Annotated in this window: 18 protein-coding genes and 1 other RNA gene; 7 read left to right on the top strand and 12 right to left on the bottom strand. The window is 72.1% G+C overall.

Annotation, left to right across the window (positions count from 1 at the left end; all coding sequences use genetic code 11):
* Positions 1-172: 172 nt before the first annotated feature.
* The gene (locus ACGF15_RS23185) at positions 173-1,081 is read right to left on the bottom strand and encodes a hypothetical protein (protein ID WP_392801567.1); all 909 of its coding nucleotides are present in this window, start codon (positions 1,079-1,081) and stop codon (positions 173-175) included.
* Positions 1,078-1,878 (bottom strand): MerR family transcriptional regulator, encoded by an 801-nt coding sequence (locus ACGF15_RS23190; protein ID WP_392801570.1) that lies wholly within the window; start codon positions 1,876-1,878, stop codon positions 1,078-1,080. Before ACGF15_RS23190 ends, ACGF15_RS23185 begins: the two co-directional genes overlap by 4 nt.
* A 112-nt stretch (positions 1,879-1,990) precedes the next feature.
* Here ACGF15_RS23190 and rnpB point away from each other — a divergent pair.
* Both rnpB and ACGF15_RS23200 read left to right on the top strand, forming a co-directional pair.
* An RNA gene (gene rnpB / locus ACGF15_RS23195) (RNase P RNA component class A) lies at positions 1,991-2,389 on the top strand.
* Between the two features lie 202 nt (positions 2,390-2,591).
* Positions 2,592-2,837, top strand: a complete 246-nt coding sequence (locus ACGF15_RS23200) for an IS3 family transposase (RefSeq protein ID WP_392801573.1) — start codon at positions 2,592-2,594, stop codon at positions 2,835-2,837.
* Positions 2,838-2,946: 109 nt separating this feature from the next.
* Here ACGF15_RS23200 and rbsD read toward each other — a convergent pair whose 3' ends face one another.
* The 9 genes from rbsD to ACGF15_RS23245 form a co-directional block, all read right to left on the bottom strand.
* Entirely contained in the window at positions 2,947-3,342 is a 396-nt protein-coding gene (rbsD, locus tag ACGF15_RS23205) for a D-ribose pyranase (protein WP_345610080.1), read from the bottom strand.
* Positions 3,343-3,346: 4 nt separating this feature from the next.
* Positions 3,347-4,336, bottom strand: coding sequence for a ribokinase (locus ACGF15_RS23210; protein WP_345610078.1), 990 nt, complete (start codon positions 4,334-4,336; stop codon positions 3,347-3,349).
* The gene (locus tag ACGF15_RS23215; protein ID WP_392801578.1) at positions 4,329-5,165 is read right to left on the bottom strand and encodes an ATP-binding cassette domain-containing protein; all 837 of its coding nucleotides are present in this window, start codon (positions 5,163-5,165) and stop codon (positions 4,329-4,331) included. The genes ACGF15_RS23210 and ACGF15_RS23215 overlap by 8 nt, the downstream gene beginning before the upstream one ends.
* Positions 5,166-5,177: 12 nt before the next feature.
* Positions 5,178-6,137: an ABC transporter permease gene (locus ACGF15_RS23220; RefSeq protein ID WP_345610074.1), complete on the bottom strand. Its 960-nt coding sequence runs from the start codon at positions 6,135-6,137 to the stop codon at positions 5,178-5,180.
* A gap of 7 nt (positions 6,138-6,144) precedes the next feature.
* The gene (locus ACGF15_RS23225; RefSeq protein ID WP_345610072.1) at positions 6,145-7,221 is read right to left on the bottom strand and encodes a substrate-binding domain-containing protein; all 1,077 of its coding nucleotides are present in this window, start codon (positions 7,219-7,221) and stop codon (positions 6,145-6,147) included.
* 373 nt (positions 7,222-7,594) lie between these two features.
* Positions 7,595-8,638 (bottom strand): LacI family DNA-binding transcriptional regulator, encoded by a 1,044-nt coding sequence (locus ACGF15_RS23230; RefSeq protein WP_345610070.1) that lies wholly within the window; start codon positions 8,636-8,638, stop codon positions 7,595-7,597.
* A 716-nt stretch (positions 8,639-9,354) separates the two neighbouring features.
* The gene (locus ACGF15_RS23235; RefSeq protein ID WP_392801583.1) at positions 9,355-10,758 is read right to left on the bottom strand and encodes a sulfatase-like hydrolase/transferase; all 1,404 of its coding nucleotides are present in this window, start codon (positions 10,756-10,758) and stop codon (positions 9,355-9,357) included.
* Positions 10,755-11,717: a YHYH protein gene (locus ACGF15_RS23240; RefSeq protein WP_392801586.1), complete on the bottom strand. Its 963-nt coding sequence runs from the start codon at positions 11,715-11,717 to the stop codon at positions 10,755-10,757. The genes ACGF15_RS23235 and ACGF15_RS23240 overlap by 4 nt, the downstream gene beginning before the upstream one ends.
* Before the next feature lie 105 nt (positions 11,718-11,822).
* Positions 11,823-12,377 carry a hypothetical protein gene (locus ACGF15_RS23245; protein ID WP_392801589.1) on the bottom strand — a complete coding sequence of 185 codons (555 nt, stop codon included), beginning with the start codon at positions 12,375-12,377 and terminating at the stop codon, positions 11,823-11,825.
* 136 nt (positions 12,378-12,513) lie between these two features.
* On the opposite strand from ACGF15_RS23245, the gene ACGF15_RS23250 reads away from it, so the two are divergent.
* Together ACGF15_RS23250 and ACGF15_RS23255 are read left to right on the top strand one after the other, a co-directional pair.
* A complete protein-coding gene (locus ACGF15_RS23250) occupies positions 12,514-13,233 on the top strand; it encodes a response regulator transcription factor (RefSeq protein WP_392801592.1) in 720 nt (239 codons plus the stop codon).
* Positions 13,230-14,675, top strand: a complete 1,446-nt coding sequence (locus ACGF15_RS23255; protein WP_392801595.1) for a sensor histidine kinase — start codon at positions 13,230-13,232, stop codon at positions 14,673-14,675. Before ACGF15_RS23250 ends, ACGF15_RS23255 begins: the two co-directional genes overlap by 4 nt.
* Positions 14,676-15,179: 504 nt before the next feature.
* Here the strand turns inward: ACGF15_RS23255 and ACGF15_RS23260 are convergent.
* Positions 15,180-15,962 (bottom strand): SDR family oxidoreductase, encoded by a 783-nt coding sequence (locus tag ACGF15_RS23260; RefSeq protein WP_392801597.1) that lies wholly within the window; start codon positions 15,960-15,962, stop codon positions 15,180-15,182.
* Between the two features lie 262 nt (positions 15,963-16,224).
* Between ACGF15_RS23260 and ACGF15_RS23265 the strand changes: the two genes are divergently transcribed.
* From ACGF15_RS23265 to ACGF15_RS23275, 3 genes are all read left to right on the top strand, one after another.
* On the top strand, positions 16,225-17,547 hold the full coding sequence (locus ACGF15_RS23265; RefSeq protein WP_392801600.1) for a Bcr/CflA family multidrug efflux MFS transporter: 1,323 nt from the start codon (positions 16,225-16,227) through the stop codon (positions 17,545-17,547).
* A gap of 227 nt (positions 17,548-17,774) precedes the next feature.
* Positions 17,775-18,821 carry a small ribosomal subunit Rsm22 family protein gene (locus ACGF15_RS23270; RefSeq protein ID WP_392801603.1) on the top strand — a complete coding sequence of 349 codons (1,047 nt, stop codon included), beginning with the start codon at positions 17,775-17,777 and terminating at the stop codon, positions 18,819-18,821.
* A gap of 246 nt (positions 18,822-19,067) precedes the next feature.
* On the top strand, positions 19,068-20,180 hold the full coding sequence (locus ACGF15_RS23275) for a hypothetical protein (protein WP_392801606.1): 1,113 nt from the start codon (positions 19,068-19,070) through the stop codon (positions 20,178-20,180).
* The last annotated feature ends 131 nt before the right edge of the window (positions 20,181-20,311 follow it).

Genomic DNA, 20,311 nt, shown 5'->3' on the forward strand with positions numbered 1-20,311 from the left:
GGTCACCCCGGGCGGCTCGTGCTCCGGCCGCCCGGTCATCCCGGCGGCTCGTGCTCCGGCCGCACGGTCATCCCGGCGGCTCAGGCGTCCGTCCCGGTCGCTCCGGCGGCTCGTGCTCCGGCCGCCCGGTCATCCCGGCGGCTCAGGCGTCCGTCCCGGTCGCTCCGGCGGCTCAGACGTCCGTCCCGGTGCCCCGTCCCACCGCGGACCCCGGCCCGGTCGGGGCCGCCACACCGGCACCGGGCCCGACCGGCGGTCCCGACGCGCGGAGCGCGGCCACCACGGCCGCCGGGTCGTCCGCGTGGAACCGCACCGAACCCACCGCCTCCGCGCGCCCGCCCAGCGGCCGCAGATACGAAACCGGCCGGGACAGCTCCACCGCGACGGTGGTCTGCCCGCCGACGATCAGCTCCAGGCCGCCGTCCTCCCGCGCGTGCACCAGCCGCCCCTCCGGGAAGCGCCGCTCGATCCGCGCCCCGGCGATCGCCTCCGCCGGTATCCGCAGGTCGAACAGGGCGCCGTAGCGCAGCCGCAGCGAGCGGTCGGCGCCCAGCACATGGGGCCTGGTCACACAGGAGGCGTGCAGGGCCACCAGGAACAGCACACCGTAGACGTCGAGCACCAGGGCCACCGCGTGCACCAGCGGCCACGGGATGAGCACCGCCAGCGCGACCGTCTCCACCACCGAGACGAAGACCATGCCCCACAGCAGGGCGGTCTGCGGACCCGTGTACCCCGCGGCCACCACCTCGCCGCCCCGGACCCCGTGCCTGCGGCGCAGCGCCCACAGCACCAGGCTGTGCAGCGCGCGCAGCTCGTGGGCGGCGAGCCGCGCCGCAACCGGCGGCAGCAGCCCGCGCACCGCCCGGGCCGAGGCCGCCCCCGGGGGCAGCCCGGCCCGGCGGGCGGCCCGGTACAGCCCGAACCAGACGGCCGCCTCCAGTGCCAGCACGGCGAGCACCAGCACCTCCGCGGCGGCCACCACGGCGAACGGCACCTCCACCCCGCCCACCAGGAGCACCAGCACGACCAGCTCGCCGGGCAGCAGCAACCACAGCGCGACCCGCGCGGCCCGCCTCACGACCGCCGCTCCCCGCCCCCGTGCCGCGCGGCCGCCCGCGCCCGGTCCGCCAGCAGCTCCAGCATCCGCCGCACCACGGCCGCCTGCGCGGGGGCGAAGTCGTCGAGGAACGCCTGCCCGAAGGCGCTGTCCGCGCGCGAACCGCCGTCCCCCGCCAGCGCCAGCAGCCCGTCCGGCACACTCCCGGCCAACTCCCGCGCCAGCGGCTCCACCCGCCGGTCGTCCGGGCCGGCGTCCGCGAGGGCGTCCAGCCGCTCGTACAGGCCCTGCACCCGCCCGGCGAACGCCGGGTCCTCGGCGAAGGGGCGCAGGCCCTCGAAGAGCGCGGCACGCTGCCCGGGCGGCACCAGCGAGTCCAGCAGCACCAGGTGCTCGCGGTCCTTCGCCGCCATGGGCGAGTCGCTCGGCGTGATGCTCCCGAGCAGCGCCGCCAGCTCGTCGGAGACCGGCCCCTCGGCGGGCAGCCGCCCGAGCCGCGCCTGCTCCCGCAGCTCGGCGAGGCGGGCCCGGCGCTCCCCGAGCTCCGCCAGCTGGCGCCGGAGGTCGGCGTCCAGCTCCTCCAGCACCTCGGCCAGCTCCCGCCCGGCGTCGTCCGCGAGGACGTCCCGCACCTCGGCCAGGCCGAGGCCCAGCTCGGTCAGCCGCCGGATCCGGGCCAGCGCCACGGCGTGCCGCAGCCCGTAGTCCCGGTACCCGTTGGCGCGCCGCACCGGTTCGGGCAGCAGACCCAGCTGGTGGTAGTGCCGCACGGTGCGCGGGGTCACCCCGGCCAGCGCGGCGAGTTCTCCGATCCTCATGCGGCCAGTAGAAACCGTGACGCTGCGGCAGGGTCAAGCACCCGCCGGGGGCCGGGGAGGCGCGGGGGAGGGAGGGCCCGCGGCAGGCGGGTAGCATGGTCGCCACGGCAGACGAGCCGGGCGGGCGGCCGCGTGGGGGTCCTCGGACCCTCCCGAGGAACGTCCGGGCTCCACAGGGCAGGGTGGTGGCTAACGGCCACCCGGGGTGACCCGCGGGACAGTGCCACAGAAAACAGACCGCCGGGGGCCTCGGCCCTCGGTAAGGGTGAAACGGTGGTGTAAGAGACCACCAGTGCCCAGGGTGACCTGGGCAGCTAGGTAAACCCCACCCGGAGCAAGGTCAAGAGGGAGCGCCCCGGTGCTCCTGCGCGGACGTTCGAGGGCTGCCCGCCCGAGTCCGCGGGTAGACCGCACGAGACCGGCGGCAACGCCGGTCCTAGATGGATGGCCGTCGCCCCGACGACCGCGAGGTCCCGGGGTACAGAACCCGGCGTACAGCCCGACTCGTCTGCCCCTACCTGCGGCTTTGCCTCGGGAAGGGCCTCTGACCTGCGTCGGAGGCCCTTTCCGGTCTTTCGGGGGCTTGCCGCGTTACGCGGCGGAAAGTGCCTCGGAAGTCCTCGGACAGGGCTGAAAGTCCCCCCGGAAAGTCCCGCGGGCGGCGGGGAGGGCGAGGTCTCAGATGGACTATCGGCCGGCGACGCGCCCTGAACGTGACCGGGAGATCCGCCCAGGTCCACACCGCGCGCAAGGGGACGTACGGGGTGCGCCGCGTCCATGCCGAGTTGCGGGGACCGGGGCACACGGTCAACCGCAAGCGCGTCGAGCGGCTGATGCGCCTGAACCGGATCGAGGGCCGTCACCTGCGTCGGCGTAGGCGCACCACGGTCCGGGACCGGCTCGACCCGCCCGCCCCGGACCTCGTCCGCCGTGACTGTCTGACTCTTGCTCATGACTGACCCCATGAGTGTCCTGGCGTTGGTCTGTCGACCGTCCGGCCGGGCGACGCCCGCAACACAGGCGCCGGCGAACGGGAGATGCGGGGGCGCGTCGTCACGCAGGCGGCGGTCACGGGGTGAAGGGGACCCCCGCGCGGCAGAGTACGTTGGCGTAGAAGGTGTCCTCACCCGTACGTACGGCGAACTTGACGTCCCGGACCCTGGCCTTGAACTCGTCGTGGTCGACGAGTTCGGGGTCGAGCCCGAAGGAGCGCAGGCCGGTGTGGACGGTGGGGTTGACCTCGCGGACCTTGTCGGTCACCCAACTGTGCTCGACAACGGTCTCGCGAAGCACGGTCTGGACGACGTCCAGGAACGGGGAGCTGCCGTACCGGTAGCCGAGATCCACGACGGGGGTGTCGGAGGCCAAGGGGAGCCCGGCGTCGCTGATCACGAAGGTGTCGGTGTGGCGGAGACCGGCGATCAGCCCGGCCAGCTCGCGGTGGATGATACCGCTGCGTTGCACGGGTTCAGTCCTCTTCGGCAGGGGGAGTGGTGAGGGTGAGGGCGCGCAGTGTGGCCAGGTCGGCGTGCTGTTGGGGCGCGCCGGAGACCTGTACGGCCAGGGCGCCGGCGGCGATGCCCAGGCGGGCGGCGTCCAGGAGCGAGTCACCGGCGGCGAGCCGGGCGGCAAGCACCCCGGCGAAGGCGTCACCGGCACCCGTGGTGTCCACGACGGTCGCGGGGACGGCCGGGAGCGCGGTGGAGAGGCCGTCGGCGTCGGTGACGAGCGCGCCCGCCTCGCCCAGGGTGGTGACCACGGCCTTGGCACCCCGGGCCCGCAGCGCGTCGTGCGCCTTCCGCGCGGTCGCGGCCCCCGCCGTACCCTCCGTCCCCAACTGCCCTGACACCACCGCCTGTTCGTGCTCGTTCACGATGAGCACGTCACAGCGGGCGATCAGGTCGTCGGGGAGTTCGGCGGCGGGGGCGGCGTTGAGGAGGAACCGGCCCCGGCAGGCGTCCGCCGCGCGTCGTACGATGTCCAGCGGGATCTCCAACTGGGCCAGTACGACGGCTGCTTGAGCCCCGAGGCCCTCGGTGGGGTCGCCCTCGGACGGCCACCGGTGGTTGGCTCCGGCGACCACCACGATGGTGTTGTCCCCGGCCGCCGTGGTGATCCACGCGGTACCGGTCTCGGCGCCGGGCACCGTGGTCACCGCCCCGACGTCCACTCCGCCGGCGACCAGCCGGGCACGGGCCCGGTCCGCCTCGGCGTCCTCGCCCACCCGGGCGATCATCGCCGTACGAACACCTCCGGAGGCCGCCGCAGCCGCCTGGTTGGCACCCTTGCCGCCGAGGGTGACGTACGCGGTACGGCCGAGGAGGGTCTCGCCGGGGGAGGGGAAGGCGTCGGCGACGACGACATGGTCGATGTTCACCGAGCCGATCACCACGACGAGGGGTGACGTACCCGTCAGGGGCTCGGGTACGGGGGCGGATGAGGGGCCGGCCTCAGGCATGCGCGTCCCCGGGCACGGCCCCGGTGATCAGCCCGACCAGCTCGTCACCCGTGGTGGCGGAGACGGCCCGCCGCGCGGCAGTCCGGCCTCGGCGCAGTACGTACGCGGTGTCGGCGACCCGGAGCACCTGTGCCATGTCGTGGCTGATCAGCAGCACGGTCACCGACGCCTCGCGGAGCCGGTCGATGAGCTCCTCCACGGCCGCCGTCTCCCGGACGCCCAGCGCTGCGGTCGGCTCGTCCATGATGACCAGGGTGCGGCCCCAGTTGGCCGCGCGGGCGATGGCGATGCACTGCCGCTGACCGCCCGACATCCGCCGCACGGTGGCCCGGATGTTCGGGACGTTCACGTCCAGCCGGGACAGGATGGCGCGGCTCTGGGCGATCATGGACTTCTTGTCCAGCACCCGGAACGGGCCGAAGCCTCTGGTCAGCTCGTGGTTGAGGTAGAGGTTCTGCCAGACCGGGAGGTCCTCGATGAGGCCGAGGGTCTGGTACACCGTCTCGATGCCCAGCTGCCGCGCGTCGTCGGGGGAGTGGAACCGGATATGCTCGCCCCGGAAGCGGATCTCGCCCGCGTCCGGCGGGTGCACACCGGTCAGACAGCGCACCAGCGTGGACTTGCCCGCGCCGTTGTCGCCGAGCAGCGCGGTGACCTCGCCGGGGGCCAGCTTCAGGTCCACGCCCTGGAGCGCGTGGACCGCGCCGAAGGACTTGCGCAGCCCGGTGATCTCCACGAGCGGGGAGATGACCTGACTGGCCGAAGCGGCGTTCTGGCTGGCCGGGGCGGCGGCGGATACGCCCGTCGCACGGGCCGGAGTGTCCGTCATGGCTGGCTTCTCCTACTTCTGGAACCGGGAGATGAAGGCCGCGCCGAGTACGACGCTGCCGACCGCGACGGGCTGGTAGTACTGCGAGATGCCGACCAGGGTGAAACCGTTGATGAGGCTCTGGAGCAGCAACGCGCCGGTCACCGTGCCGAGTACGGAGGCCTTCCCGCCGAACAGGCTGGACCCGCCGAGGACCACCGCCGCGATGGAGCTGAGCAGCAGGTCGGTCTGGAGGCTGGGGTCGGCGCCGCCCGTGCGGGCCACGAACAGCACGGCCGCCACCCCGCAGGCCAGCCCGGAACTCGCGTACGCGATCAGCCGGATACGGTCGACGTGGATGCCCACACCCCGCGCGGCCTCGATGTTGCCGCCGGTCGACAGCAGATAGGTGCCGGTACGGGTGCGGTAGAGAAGGAAGCCCACCAGCGCGGCCACCACGAAGGCCAGTACCCAGAACCAGCGCAGCGGGCCGATGCCGTCGATCGCCAGACCGCGCAGGAAGTCCGAGTTCACGGGGACGGTGTTGCCGCTGGTCAGCAGCAGGGTGAGACCGCTGACCACGGAGAGCGAGCCGAGGGTGACGATGAAGTCGGTCATGTTCAGCCGGGCCACCAGCAGACCGTTCACCACGCCCACCGCCAGCCCGGCCAGCAGGGCCAGGCCGATGGAGACGGTCAGTCCCCAGCCACTGGCGTAGGCGTACCCGAGGACCGCCGCCGACCAGGGCAGGTTGGAGCCCACCGAGAGGTCGATACCGGCGACGGTGACCACCAGCTGCTGGCCCATGGCGAGGACCAGCAGGATCGAGGCGGACACCAGCAGGTCGCTGATGTTGGACGTGGTGAGGAAGTCGGGCGTGGCGATGAAGAAGGCGAGGAACACCACGCCCAGCCCGATCGGGGCGGCGAACCGTGCCGCCGCCGCGAACGAGAGGTCCAGGCCGAGCCGTCCCGGTGCCTGGGTGTCAGTCATGATCAGCTCACTTCCCGGCCGAGGTGAGCGGGTTGTCGAACGGGACGAACGGCTGCGGGAAGGAGCTGATCGCCTTGTCCACGTTGCTGGAGTCGATCAGGGCGATCGGGGCGACGATCCGGGTGGGCACCTTCTTCTCGGCGACCAGGTCGATGCAGGCCTGCACGGCCAACTGGCCCTCGGCGTACGGGTACTGGGAGATCGTGCCGCTGAGGGTGCCCGCCTTGACCGCCTTCAGCGCGGCGGTGATGCCGTCCACCGAGATGATGGAGACCTTGCCGGTCAGACCGGCGTTGCGGACCGCCTGCGCGGCGCCCAGACCCATGGTGTCGTTGGCGGCGAATATGCCGGTGATCTTCGGGTGGGCCTTGAGGATGGCCTCGGTGACCGTCTGCGCCTTGGCCTGGTCGTAGTCGGCGGGTTGCGTGGCGACGATGTCCAGCTTGCCCGCGACCTTCTCCGAGAAGCCCTTCTGACGGTTGATGCCGTTCTGCTCACCGGCGATGCCCTGGAGGATGGCCACCTCGCCCTTGCCGCCCATGAGCTTCAGCAGGGCCTCGCCCGCCAGCTCGCCCGCCGACAGGTTGTCCGAGCCGATGAACGAGGCGTACGACACCCCGGCCTGCTCGGAGGCCTTCGCGTCGATCTGGGTGTCCAGGTTGAGGATCGGGATCTTCTTCTGGGCGACCGGGACGAGCGGGGTGATCACGTTGGTGGCGTTGACCGGCACGACGCCGAAGCAGTTGTAGTCCTGACCCGCGAGGGTGGAGATCTTGGCGTTCTCGCCCGTGCTGTCGGTCTCCGACGCGCCCGCCTGGACCTCCACCTTGACGCCCTGCTTCTTGCCCTCGGCTATCGCGCCGTCGCGCAGCGCCGCCCAGTAGGGGTTGGTGAAGTTCCGGGTGACGATGGCGATCTTCGCCTCGCCCGACGCGCCGTCGCTGCCGGAGCTGTCTCCGCCCCGGCCGCAACCGGCGACCACCAGCAGCATCGTCGCGGCGGCGGCGACAGCGGTGGCGGAACGGACTCTGCGTGCGGTGCGGTTGGCGTTGGCACCGGAGTTGGCGGTGACGTTGGTGTTCATGGGTGTGCCTTTCGTCGCGTCATTGCGTCACAACGGGGTGGGGTCGGAGCGGGGCGCGGGGGGTGGCCCGGACTCCGAGGCCGGAGGAGGCTGGGTCGGAGTCCGGGAGTCCGGGAGTCCGGGAGTCCGGGAGTCCGTAGGTCCGGGAGTCCGTAAGTCTGGGACCGGGGGCCGAGTTCGAGGACGGGGCCAGGTGCGGGGCCCGTGGTGAGGTCGTAGTCCGCCGTACGGGTCAGGCGGGTCGTACTACGGGTCAGGCGGGTCAAACGGGGTGGATGGGTCGTACGGGGTGTACGCGGCGTACATGTCGGGTATGTCGGTGTGAGCCGGGCGCCACAACCGGTCGCCCGTTCCAACCGCCCGCCCGCCGTCGCTATAAGCGCTGACCGATCGTCGAGTCGCCACCTGCGGGGTCCGGGCAGCCGCAGGAGCCGCGCGCGATCAGGGTGGTGGTGTGGGTGATGCGCTGTACCGGGAGGGCCGGGTCGGCGATCTTGGCCAGGAGCCACTCGACGGCCGAGCGGCCCAGCTCGTCGAAGGGCTGCCGCATGGTGGTGAGCGCGGGCACCGTGTACTCGCTGCCGTCGATACCGTCGAAGGCGCAGACCGCCACGTCGTCGGGGACGCGCAGCCCCAGTTCGGCGGCGGCGCGCAGGACGCCGATGGCCTGCTCGTCACTCGCCACGAAGAGCGCGTCCGGATGCCCGGCGTCCGCGAGCATCAGCCGGCCGGCCCGGTACCCGTCGGCCCGTCCGAACGGCACATGTGTCAGGGGCGCGTTCCCTGGATCCCGCCCGGCCTCGACGAGGGCCCGGCGCCAGCCCGCGACCCGGTCGACCGTCGGGTGCACGCCCTCCAGCCCGGCGATGCACCCGATCCGCTCCCGGCCGTGACCGAGCAGATGGGAGGTGGCCTGGTACGCGCCGCCCTCGTTGTCGGTGAGCACCTGCGTCGCCCCCGGCAGCTCCAGCTCACGGTCGAGCACCAGCCGGGGCACGGTCGTCTGGTCGGACAGCTCCGCGACCCAGCTGTGCGGGCCGTGGATCGGGACCACGATGATCCCGTCCACCTGCCGGTCGAGCAGGGTCCGGATGTACGTCGCCTCACGGGCGTCGTCACCCATCGCGTTGCCCAGCAGCATCGTGTAGCCGGAGGCGAAGCCGACATCCTCGATGACGCGGGCCAGCTCGGCGAAGAAGGGGTTGGAATTGTCGGGCACGACCAGCCCGAAGGTCATGGTCCGCGAGGTCTTCAGGGACCGGGCCACCGCGTTGGGGCGGTAGCCGAGCTCGTCTATCGCCGCGAGGATCCGCTCACGGGTGGCGGGGGCGACCTTGCGGGGGCCGTTGTTGAGGACGTAGCTGACCAGGGCCTCGGAGGTGCCCGCCAGGCGTGCCACGTCGCGGCGAGTTGCCATCAGATCCTCCCTGGGCTCGGGCTGCGTTTGAGGATCAACTCGTGTTGTCAACACGAGTTGATTCGGTTGCGTTGGATGAATATCGACCCCTGACCCGTCGATCCGCAAGAGGTTGTCCGAAATCCCTTGGTAACGAGTTCGAAACCCTGCTTTGCAGGTGGAACTCGGGCGGGACTTGATCATCGCCTCGGTGTGATCGCCTGATCATCGCGTCGGGACGAAAACCGCCGCCCCCGCGTTGACGGCTTCCCGAGAGGGCGTTTCTCCCGTTGTTTCATCCCGGGATGCGGGTTTGCTTTTGTGATGTCGCGGCACGCCGGGTGATGGCGGCTTCGCCGGTGAGGCGGCGGGCCATGAGGCCGGTCATCGCGAGGTGGATCACGGCTTCGGAGCGGGCCGGGAGGGTCTCGCGACCGCGGGCCGGGCGCGGGTGCCCGACGTCAGTGAGACCGAGCACGGGATGGAGGACGACGTACGGGTGTCGAAGATCAAGCACCGGAAGGTGCAAGCGCCGTTCGGCTCCCGGCCGAGCGACTGCCCGGTGCGCGCGCGGCGGGTCTGGAAGGCGGTCGCCGGCCTGGCCGACCCGGACGATTTCGCGTACAAGCCCCTGCACCACAGGTGGCACACCGTCATGCCCGGCGGTCCGGACCCGGAGCGTGGCGCCGTTGAAGCGACGCTTGGCATGTACGGTGCCGGGAGCGTCCGGCGGCATATCACTCTCTGCGCAGGTTCTCGGCCTGGCTTCGCAGGCGCGCTACCGCTGCAGGCTGTTCGGCCAGGATGTTGCGTGTTTCGAGGGGGTCGTCGGACAGGTCGTAGAGCTCTTCTCTGCCGTCGTCGTAGTGGACGAGCTTGTAGCGGCTGTCGCGGATCGCCCATACGTCGGGGGCGGTGGTTCCGGTGCGGCGCTTGGTCTGGCCGAACGCCTCGGTGTAGGCGTATGCGCGGCCGCCGTCGCCGGCGGTGGTCAGCAGCGGCGCGATGCTGACGCTGTCGCCGGTGCCGGTGCCGGTGCCGGTGCCGGTGGCGGTGGCGGTGGCTCCGGCGAGTTCGGACATGGTGGCGTAGAGGTCGGCGCCGTTGACGAGGGCGTCCTCGCGTTCGCCCGTGCGTGGGACCGACGCCCCGGAGACGACGAGGGGCACGTGCACTCCACCTTGATAGACGGTGCCCTTGGCGTGACCGCGCGGGTAGGACTGGACGACCTGCTGGGGGGTGCCGTTGTCACCGACGAAGATCACGGTGGTGTTCTCCCGTTCACCGTCGGGGAGGCCGTCCAGCAGGCGCCCCAACTCGTGGTCCATGGCCTCGGCGGCGGCGAAGTAGTACTCCTTGGGGCGCTTCTCGATGTCCTCCGGGGTACCGGTGAGGTCGTCACGGGAGTGCAGCTCTGCCGGGGGCAGGTGGAAGGGGGTGTGCGGCGCCGTGTAGGCGAGCCAGGTGAACCAGGGCCCGTCCTGCTCTTCGATCCAGTCCAGAGCAAGGTCGGTGAACTTGGTGGTGGCGTACGTCGTCTCCTCGTGTGTCTGCCCGTTGACGGTCAGCGGCCAGCGGCGGTAGTCCTCCATGGCCCCGGAGAGGAAGCCCGCGTAGTAGGGCACACCGAGTCGGCCCGGGTGGTCGGCGACGACCTGGTTGGGCCGCCCGCCCACATGCCACTTGCCGATCACCGCGCTCGCGTAGTCGGTGCGCTCCGCCAGTACCCGCTGGATGGTGGTCTGCGAGGTGGGCAGTTGCGCGTCGACGGAGCCGACGCCGGTGCGGATGCCGTACTGGCCGGTCAGGAACGTGGCCCTGGTGGGGGTGCACGCGGTGTTGACCCACGCCTGGTCGAAGACCAGGCCCGATCCGCACAGCGATTCCAGGGTCGGCATGTCGGGCTTGTCCTCACCGAGGTCGTAGCACGGGCTGGCGTCGACGCCGAAGTCGTCAGCGATGACCATCAGGATGTTCGGTGATGTGCCGGACCCGCCCGGTGGACCGTCGGTCGCCGCGACCACGATGCCCGCGGCGAGCAGACTGGCGGCGACGAGGCCGGCTGCGATGCCGTAGAAGCGCTTCCCGCTGCGAGGCGCCGGCTCCGAGCCCGCGCGCGATGGCTGCTGTGAGTCACTCACGGGCGGCCTCCGGGAGGCGTGCCGGGGAGCTCGACCGGGTCACCGGTGAAGCATCCGAGCGTGTACGGGTACTCCTCGGTGAAGTGGTAGTGGTAGACGGTCTTGGCCCTCCCGTCCACTTCCACGGGCCCGGTGTGGCCGTGGCAGGCGTCGAGGCCGGCGTTGGTGAGTGCGTCCCCGCCGCTGTCCCTGGGGCCGTAGATGCCGAATCCGTCCAGGGCGAAGCCGAACAGGTCGCTGTGCCCGCCGGCGTCGCCCGACGAGTCGTCGATGCAGTCGGTCAGGCTGTGGTAGTGGTACTGCCCGTTCTTCTCGGGATGGCCGTCGCAGGAGTCCTGGATCTCGTGCGCGGCGGCATCCCGTCCCTGGGCGTCCAGTGCGTTGTAGAGGGCCGCACCGGTCAGCGTGAATCCGATCATCCCCCCGGGAACACAGGACGGCTCCGCCGCTGCGGTCGGCGAGGCGGGCAGGCGGAGCAGGACCTGTTGCTCGCTGATGCGGTTGGGGTTCCGGTCGTAGGCGTAGGCGTCGTCGTCCGGCGAGATCGGGAAGCTCCCCGTGGAATGGGAGGGCAGGCCGTTCGCCGTGACGACGCGTTCGGAGCCTTCCACCGCGATGGAGATCTCGGCGTTCGGCCACTCCACCTCGCCGTCCACGGTGGGCTTGCCTTGAGGGTCCCACTGGTCGCCCTGGATCCACTCACCGTCGCGGAACGCTCCCGGCGCGTTCCTGGGGAACCGTGTCTGGCAGGAGAAGACCGACCCGACTTCCGGACGGTCGCTGACCCGTCCGTCCCCCAGCGGCAGCAGGGAGGCGTCGGCGCGAGGCGGGGTGGATTCCGACGAGCCGCATCCGGCGGCCACCATGGCCGCCAGGGTCAGCGGGACGACGAGGGCACGCTGCCGCAGCCATGGAGAGCGGCTGCGCCGGCGGCCCGGCGGTGATGACGGGTGATGCATGCGTGACAAGCCTTTCCTCGGTGCGCGCGGTGAGGGGGGAAGCTGAAGGGCTGCGGGCCGGACGCGGAGCTCGGGAAACTCCGAGCGACTCCCCCCCAGCCGCCTTCACTGACGCCGGACGGCCGTTCCCCGCCGTGCTGCCTGGGGAACGGGGGAAGCCGCGGCCGAGACCGCGGGCGACGAAGCGCCGGGATGATCCGGTTCGAGGTCCTTACAGGCCGCAAGGGCCTTGCCGATCGCAGGCTCGGACGCGTCGAGCTGGTCGACCGGGCCGTTCGGCAGCTCGATACCTTGATCCTTGAGGCACTTGCGGTAGGCGACCTGAGCGGCACGATCCTCTTCGGAGCGCTGCCCCTGTCCGCCGCGCCTACCGCCCTGCTGGCCGGCGCCCTGCTGGCCGGCGCCCTGCGGGCCGGCGTCCTGCGGGCCCGTGCCGCAGCCCTGCTGCCCGCCTTGGCCGCCCCCGGAGACCCGATTCGCGCTTGCGGGAGCCGGCGGGCACGTGGTCGCCGAGGAGGCAGCCGAGTTCTCTGCGGCGTTCCCTGTGTAGCCGGCGTAGGCTACGGCGAGCCCGCCTACCAGGGCGATAGCCATGACAGCAGCGATGGCCATGAACTTGTACCGCGCCCAAGGGGGGCTGCCAGGACGTTTCATGTTCATGTGGCAGAGCTTGGCGGATCTTTCTGGGCCCCACCGCAGCACAACCTCAGCGCCACCTGAGTGTCGGCCAGATCCTTCAGGGTCTCCTCAGGGGGCTCTCAGTTCGCGCTCAGGCGGACCGGTCATCCTGGCGGCCATGACGTCATGGCAGGAACGGAAGACCGACCCCGAGCGGACACGGTTGCTCATCGCCGAAGACGAGCCCAGCATCCGCGAACTGCTCGCGGTCGGCCTGCGCTACGCGGGCTTCGACGTCACCACGGCGGCGGACGGCCGGGAAGCACTGCAGGGTGCCGACCGAGCGCGGCCGGACCTCCTGATCCTCGACGTGGCCATGCCCGACATCGACGGCTTCGAGGTGACGCGTCGCCTGCGGAGCACAGGAAACCAGGCCCCCGTGGTCTTCCTCACCGCACGCGACGCCACGGACGACAAGGTCGCCGGCCTGACCCTCGGCGCGGACGACTACATCACCAAACCGTTCAGTCTGGAAGAGGTCGTCGCCCGCATCCACGCGGTACTGAGGCGCGCGCGCTGCCAGCCGACAGGGACGGCCTGCCTGGAGATCGCCGACCTGAAGATGGACGAGGACAGCCACGCGGTATGGCGGGCGGGCCAGGAAATCCACCTCACCCCCCTGGAATTCCAGCTGCTGCGCTTCCTCCTCGCCAACAGCGGCCGCGTCATGTCGAAGCCCCAGATCCTCGACAACGTCTGGAACTACGCATTCAACGGCGAGGCCGGCATCGTCGAGACCTACATCTCCACCCTGCGCCGCAAGATCGACTTCGCCGAGCCGAAGCTCCTCCACACGCTCCGCGGAGTCGGATACGTGCTGCGAGTCCCCCGCACGTGAGCAGGACGCGCCGCCTGCTCGCCCACATCCCCCTGTCACTGCGCCTGCTCCTGTGCGCGACGGGACTGGTCACCGTCGCACTCCTGGCGACTGGATTCCTCGGTTCCCACCTGCTGCACGGCTACCTCCTGGAACGGCTGGACCGCCAGCTGACCGGAACGGCGACCCGCATCTCGCACGAGATCGACAGTCCCCGCTCCGACCGGCTCGCCTCGCCGCTCCCCGCCGCGTACACAGCCTGGATCGTCGACGAAGCGGGCACCCCGGTCCGCCGCATCCCGCCCAACGAGGACAGCCCGCCGGACTCCCTCGTGACGACTCTCGCCGCACCGTCCGCGAGACCTGCGCACCAGCCCTTCACCACCTCCGGCGCCGACGGCGACTGGCGGGTCGTAGCCCTGCCCCTGTCCGGCGGCAGGACGCTCGTCACCACGACCAGCCTGGCCGAATCCGAGGCGACCGTGGCGCGTCTCGTCACCATCGACCTGCTGGTCGGCGCGGGGGCAGTCATCGCCCTGGCATGCGTGGGACACCTCCTCGTACGCGCTTCCCTGCGTCCCCTGCGGACCATCGAGGCCACCGCCGAATCCATCGTCGCCGGAGATCTCTCCTGCCGCGTCCCCGTGCACCCGGCCTGGACCGAGGCGGGCCGCCTGGGACGGGCCCTCAACGCCATGCTGAACCAGATCGAGTCGGCCGTGAACGCGCAACGAGCCTCGGAAGCGGCCGCACGCGACTCGGAAGAACGCATGCGCACCTTCATCGCCGACGCCGGCCACGAACTGCGCACCCCCCTTACCTCCCTCCGCGGCTACGCCGAACTGGCCCACCGGACTCCCCACGAACCAGCTCGACTCATGTACCTGATGCAGCGCATACAGGACGGTGGGACCCGCATGGCGGCACTCGTCGAGGACCTGCTGATCCTGGCCCGACTCGACCAGCATCGCCCGCGCGCCCACCTCCCGGCCGACGTGTTCGATCTCGCCGTGGCAGCAGTACTCGACGCACGAGCCCGCGACCCCCGCCGCCCCATCGAACTCGTCCGCCTGGACAACCCTCCGGACACCACCACACCGGTGCCCGTCCTGGGCGATGTCGGCCAACTCCGCCAGATTCTCGACAACCTCCTCACGAATGCCCTCACCCATACACCCGAATCTGCGTCCATCGAAGTACGCGTCGGGCTGCAGGAGGCCACCGCCGTCATCGAAGTAGCGGACGAGGGACCGGGCATGACCGCCCATCAGGCAGAGCGCGTGTTCGAACGCTTCTATCGCACCGCAGCAGCGCGTACGCACCCCGGTACCGGTCTGGGCCTCTCCATCGTCGCCGCACTCGCCGCCGCCCATCAGGGCACCGCCCAGCTCGAGACAGCCCCCGAAGCAGGCTGCACCTTCCGAGTGACCCTCCCCAGCGCCGCGTCGAATCGTGAGGGATGAGCCGGCCTGAGCATCGCCTGGCCGACGTCTTCCGGCTGCGGGTCGATCACACGGCCGAGCACACACCCCTTCCTGGGTGCGACCGGATTTCCCGTCAACCGATCGAAGACCGGCAAGAGCCCAACGATCGTGCGTCCCCCAGCCCGGGCCAGCGGCATCGAGGTCAGTGGAGGTCGCACGGGCCGGCTCACCCGCGTGCAGAAGGGGCGGTGCGTGGCGCTCTGCTGGACCGCCCAGATGGTCGAGCGCTTCGAGGAACCCAAGCCCGGATACGTGGCCGACCGGGCCGACCTGCCGACCCGGCAGCAGGAGACGGACGCGGAAACCTCCGAACGCATCGAGCGGGCCGTCTGGCCTCGGGAGCGACGAGGTCCCCGTCCGGGGCCGATCCGAACGGCCCGCGCCCGGCCCCGACCCGGGGGCGGTTCGCCGGTCTCGTGGAGTTCGCCGGGTACCACCCCCGGCCCGGACCGGACCGCCCCGGCCCGCGCCGGGCCGAGGGCGTCAGCCGCGGCCGATGTACGGCATGGCGGTGGCCATCACGGTGGCGAACTGCACGTTCGCCTCCAGCGGCAGCTCCGCCATGTGCCGCACGGTGCGGGCCACGTCGGCCGCGTCCATCACCGGCTCCGGCGCCAGCTCCCCGTTCGCCTGGCGCACCCCCGACTCCATGGCCCGCGTCATCTCGGTGGCCGCGTTGCCGATGTCGATCTGGCCGCAGGCGATCGCGTACGGACGCCCGTCGAGGGAGACCGACTTGGTCAGGCCCGTCAGCGCGTGCTTGGTCGCGGTGTACGGCGCGGAGTCCGGACGGGGGGTGTGGGCGGAGACGGACCCGTTGTTGATGATCCGGCCGCCCTGGGGGCGCTGGTCGCGCATCTGCCGGAAGGCCGCCTGTGCGCACAGGAAGGCGCCGGTGAGGTTGACGTCCACCACTTTCCGCCAGGCCTCGTACGGCAGGTCGGCGAAGCCCACGCCTCCCGGGCCGAAGGTGCCCGCGTTGTTGAACAGCAGGTCCACGCGGCCGTACCGCTCCCGGACCGCGTCGAACAGCGCGGCCACCGCCGCCGGGTCCGTGACGTCGGCCGGGACGCGGAGCGTCTCGGCGTCCGGCCCGGCGAGCGCGGCGGTCTCCTCCAGCGCGGCGGCCCGCCGCCCGGCGAGGGCCACCGCCCACCCGCGGCGGCCCCCCACCTCCCGGGCCAGCTCCAGGGCGACGCTCCGCCCGATACCCGAACCGGCTCCGGTGACCACCGCGATCCGGCGTCCAGGGTGTTCAGCGCTCATGGCGCGCAGGGTACGCGGGGGTGCCGGGGCAGGGCGGCGGCGACCGGCATACGGATACCCGGGCGCCGCCGGGTGTTCGGCTGCCGCGCGTACGGTGCCCGGGTGGTGGCGGGGGCCGTGTGCGGGGGAGGGGAGCCGGGACGGCCCGGCGGCTCCGGGCAGGGGAGGCGGGACTCCGCCCCGGGGTGGATTCGATCAGGCGATCGGGCTGAGAGCATGGGGCGTCGGCCAGGGCGCGTCGACAACGGAACAGGAGGAGCCGATGCCGGAACGCGGTCGAGTCGGACAGGCGAACGCCGGGCCCGCCCCCGAGGGGCAGGGCCCGGTCGCGAGCCCACCCCCTGCGGCCGGTACCGGGCCGGGCGGCTCCGTTCCCGCGGCACGGCGTGCGGGGCTGCTGCTGGTCCTCGTCCTCGGCGGGATGACCGCGATGCCGCCGCTGTCCATGGACATGTACCTGCCCGCGCTGCCCGCGGTCACGGACGCCCTCGGCACTTCCGCCGCGACCGTCCAGCTGACACTCACCGCCTGCCTGGCCGGCATGGCGCTCGGGCAGCTCGTCGTGGGGCCCATGAGCGACCGGTGGGGCCGTCGCCGCCCCCTGCTCGCGGGGATGGTCGTCTACGTGCTGGCCACCCTCGTCTGCGCGCTCGCCCCGACCATCGAGTTCCTGATCGCCTTCCGCCTGGTGCAGGGCCTCGCCGGCGCCGCCGGGATCGTCATCGCCCGGGCCATGGTCCGGGACCTCTACGACGGTGTGGAGATGGCCCGCTTCTTCTCCACGCTGATGCTGGTCTCCGGCGCGGCCCCCGTCATCGCCCCGCTGATAGGCGGCCAGGTGCTGCGGGTGACCGACTGGCGCGGGATCTTCGTCGTGCTCGCGGGCGTGGGGCTGCTGCTGACCCTGGTGGCCGCCCGCTGGCTCGCCGAGACCCTGCCGCCCGAGCGCCGCCACTCCGGTGGCGTCGGGCAGGCGCTGCGGACCATGCGGGCGCTGCTGGCCGACCGGGTGTTCGCCGGCTACATGCTGGCGGGCGGCCTGGCCTTCGCGGTGCTCTTCGCGTACATCGCGGCCTCGCCCTTCGTGGTGCAGGAGATCTACGGGGCGTCCCCGCAGACCTTCAGCCTGCTCTTCGGGCTGAACGCGGTCGGCCTGATCGCCGTCGGCCAGATCAACGGCAAGGTGCTGGTGGGACGGGTGGCGCTGGTCAAGGTGCTGGCCTTCGGCCTCACCGTGATCGCGCTCGCCGCGGCCGCCCTGCTGCTGATGACGGCCGGAGTGTTCGGCCGGGTGGGCCTGTTCCCCGTGGCCGCGGGGCTGTTCGTGCTGATGTCGGCGATGGGCCTCGTGCTGCCGAACACCAACGCCCTGGCCCTGACGCGCACCCCGCACGCGGCGGGCTCGGCCTCGGCCCTGCTCGGCACGGCGTCGTTCCTCGTCGGCGCGGTGGCCTCCCCGCTGGTCGGTGTGGCGGGCGAGCACACGGCGGTGCCGATGGCCGTGGTCCAGCTGGGCTGCGCCCTGGCGGCCGGGGCCTGCTTCCTGCTCCTGTGCCGCCCGTGGCGGGGCGACTCGGAACTCTGAGCAGGCGGTCGCGGGGCGGGGCGGGACCGGGCTGCCGGGTCCCCCGCGGAGAGGCCCGGCGGGGACGCCCGGCCGGTCCGTCGGCGTGCACCCGCCGCGTGCGGCGCGGGTGTGCGCCAGGTCCCCGGAGGACGTGGGCCGGGCGGCTCGGCGGACCTCGGCGCGCCCTTTCCCGGCCGGGCGGAGGACGGCCCCGGGCGTGCCCCCGGGCGACGTAGACTCGCCCGGTGAACGCCACAGCCCCCACCGCCGAGACCCTGCGCACCACCCTCGCGGGGCTGCTGGACGGGCTGCCGCCGACGCGGGCCGCACAGGCCGTCGAGCGGCTGATCGCCAGCTACCGCGGTACCACCCCGACCGACGCCCCCGTCCTGCGCGACCGCTCCGACGTGGCCGCCTACGCCGCGTACCGCATGCCTGCCACCTTCGAGGCCGTGCGCGGCGCGTTGGACGGGCTGCGTGTCGCCGTCCCCGGCTGGGCGCCCGCCACGCACACCGACATCGGCGGCGGCACCGGCGCGGCGACCTGGGCCGTCGCCGAGGCCTTCGCCTCCGCCCCGCCCGCGACGACGGTGCTGGACTGGGCGCGGCCCGCGCTCGACCTGGGGCGCGAACTGGCCCTCGCCTCCGGGGCGCCGGCGCTGCAAGGGGTCGAGTGGCAGTGCTCTCGGATCGGTTCGGCGCTCAGGATCGAGAGCACTGATCTCGTGACGGTGTCCTACGTCCTGAAGGAGCTCACGGAGGCGGACCGCGCCGCCGTGGTCGCCGAGGCGGCCCGGGCGGCGCGCGCGGTCCTCGTGGTGGAGCCCGGCACCCCCGACGGCTACGAGCGGATCCTGCGGGCCCGCGAAGCTCTGGTCGCCGCGGGCCTGACGGTCGCGGCTCCCTGTCCGCACAGCTCCGCCTGCCCGATCGAGCCGGGCGCGGACTGGTGCCACTTCTCGGCCCGTGTCTCACGCTCCTCCCTCCACCGCCGGGTCAAGGGCGGCTCGCTCGCCTACGAGGACGAGAAGTTCAGCTACGTGGCCGCGGTGCGCTTCCCCGTGGAGCCCGCGCCCGCCCGGGTCACCCGCAGGCCCCAGATCCGCAAGGGCATGGTCCTGCTCGACCTGTGCACCGCGGGGGAGGGCCTGCGCCGCGAGACCGTCACCAAGCGCCACGGGCCCCTCTACCGCGCGGCCCGGGACGCCGACTGGGGCGACGCCTGGCCGCCGCCCGCACCGGAGGACGGCGACGCCGGGGGCGACGCCCCGGGCCGCGCCGCGGCGGACTGAGCACGGCGGACTGAGCACGGCGGCCGGAGGCCCCGCCCGGCGCCCCGGTGAGATGCCCTGCCTGGCATTGTTCACGAGGACCGACGGCAGACGTTCACCACCACGGAAGGCACCCGGCACGTCGGGGATTCGAACCGTGCGTTACACACCGTGGCGGTGCACAGTCCCGCGCCGCGGATGAGAAAGCACGTGGAAGGTCCGCCACAGAGCTGCGACGATGCCCCCTGCTTTCTTCGCGGAGGACATGTGTTCGCTTTCGTGTGTGCGGGATGTGGCGCCGAGCTGACCATCCCGCTGTCCCAGGTCGCGCTGCCGGTTCATGCCCATCAGAAGTACGGGAACGGGATCCAGCTCCCGGTGCTCATGGAGTCGGGCACGTTCGCCGTGGAACCGGAGCCCTGGGGGCCACCGTGGCGGCGGTGGGAGGAGATCGACCCGGACGAGGCGGCGGCCCGCGGTATCTACGCTCCGCTCTACGCCTTGTCCGACAGCGCACCCGGCACCGTCGTCATCGCCCCCGGGGATACCCGCGGCACCGTGCTCATCCCGCACGAAGCCGGCGGCTACTGCTGCGGCCTCGACTGGGGTGAAGGCCCCAACATGGGCTGCGAGGCGTGCGGCCTGCCGGTGGCGAGCCGGATCGACGACTGCTCACTCTGGCAGGCAGTCTGGCTCGCGCCGGATGCCGTGCACCGCCTCCCCGTCGACGACACCGACTCCGACTCCGCGATCCTCTCCTGGGAGGAACTACTGGAGGAGGGGGTAGCCACGCCCCCGATGGAGCCGATCAGCAGATGGGGCTCGCTCCGCGGGCTGGACCACTGGTGGTCATGGAGCCCACAGTGGGAAGCGGCAGTTGGTCGGGCCCTGGCCCACCTCCTGGCAGCCTCGGACGGCCGGCCGGTGACGGTCCCGCCCGGACTGATCACGGAAGTGTTCCAACGCGCCCTCGACGCCTTGCTGCCCGCGGACCGGCCAGCGCGACGCGCCGTCCTGTCCGGTCCGGGGTTACCCGCCCCCGGCCCGGACGCCGACATGATCCTCGTGCCGACCCACCCGCAGACGGGGGAACTCTGGACCCCGGCCAGCCCGGACGCATCTACACGCCCGGTGCCACTGCCGTTCGGGATATGGATGTGGATGGCCTTCCCCAAACCACACCTCTACCTCCCCACCTCGGGAACCATGCCCGACGGCGTACTGCGCGACGACCCGCCCCCGCCACGCCCCCACCACCTGTTCCGAGCCGACCCGGGAACCTTCCAGCACGCCCTGGTCCGATTGCCGGCGGTCCGCAGCCCCTTGCTGCGCGAGATCCTCGACAACCTCACGCACCACATGCAAGCCGGTCTCTTCTAGCCCGACTGTCGGACGACGGTGCTCACACTCCGGAGCCGCGCCATCGAACAGCACCATGTAGTGGTGTTTCCCGTGGTGGTGAACGTCTGCTGTCGGTTCTCGTGAACAAGGCCCCCTGCCCCGGCGCCCCG

Origin of the sequence: Streptomyces sp. NPDC048001 (assembly GCF_043203115.1) — a bacterium.
GTDB classification, from domain to species: Bacteria; Actinomycetota; Actinomycetes; order Streptomycetales; family Streptomycetaceae; genus Streptomyces; species Streptomyces sanyensis.

What these genes read in the sequence shown, in the direction of transcription:
- ACGF15_RS23190 (WP_392801570.1), bottom strand. Translation starts at nt 1,878, where the DNA reads ATGAGGATCGGAGAACTCGCCGCGCTGGCCGGGGTGACCCCGCGCACC.
- ACGF15_RS23225 (WP_345610072.1), bottom strand. Translation starts at nt 7,221, where the DNA reads ATGAACACCAACGTCACCGCCAACTCCGGTGCCAACGCCAACCGCACC.
- ACGF15_RS23240 (WP_392801586.1), bottom strand. Translation starts at nt 11,717, where the DNA reads ATGCATCACCCGTCATCACCGCCGGGCCGCCGGCGCAGCCGCTCTCCA.
- ACGF15_RS23260 (WP_392801597.1), bottom strand. Translation starts at nt 15,962, where the DNA reads ATGAGCGCTGAACACCCTGGACGCCGGATCGCGGTGGTCACCGGAGCC.
- ACGF15_RS23245 (WP_392801589.1), bottom strand. Translation starts at nt 12,377, where the DNA reads ATGAACATGAAACGTCCTGGCAGCCCCCCTTGGGCGCGGTACAAGTTC.
- ACGF15_RS23250 (WP_392801592.1), top strand. Translation starts at nt 12,514, where the DNA reads ATGACGTCATGGCAGGAACGGAAGACCGACCCCGAGCGGACACGGTTG.
- ACGF15_RS23265 (WP_392801600.1), top strand. Translation starts at nt 16,225, where the DNA reads ATGCCGGAACGCGGTCGAGTCGGACAGGCGAACGCCGGGCCCGCCCCC.
- ACGF15_RS23215 (WP_392801578.1), bottom strand. Translation starts at nt 5,165, where the DNA reads ATGACGGACACTCCGGCCCGTGCGACGGGCGTATCCGCCGCCGCCCCG.
- ACGF15_RS23210 (WP_345610078.1), bottom strand. Translation starts at nt 4,336, where the DNA reads ATGCCTGAGGCCGGCCCCTCATCCGCCCCCGTACCCGAGCCCCTGACG.
- ACGF15_RS23220 (WP_345610074.1), bottom strand. Translation starts at nt 6,137, where the DNA reads ATGACTGACACCCAGGCACCGGGACGGCTCGGCCTGGACCTCTCGTTC.
- ACGF15_RS23230 (WP_345610070.1), bottom strand. Translation starts at nt 8,638, where the DNA reads ATGGCAACTCGCCGCGACGTGGCACGCCTGGCGGGCACCTCCGAGGCC.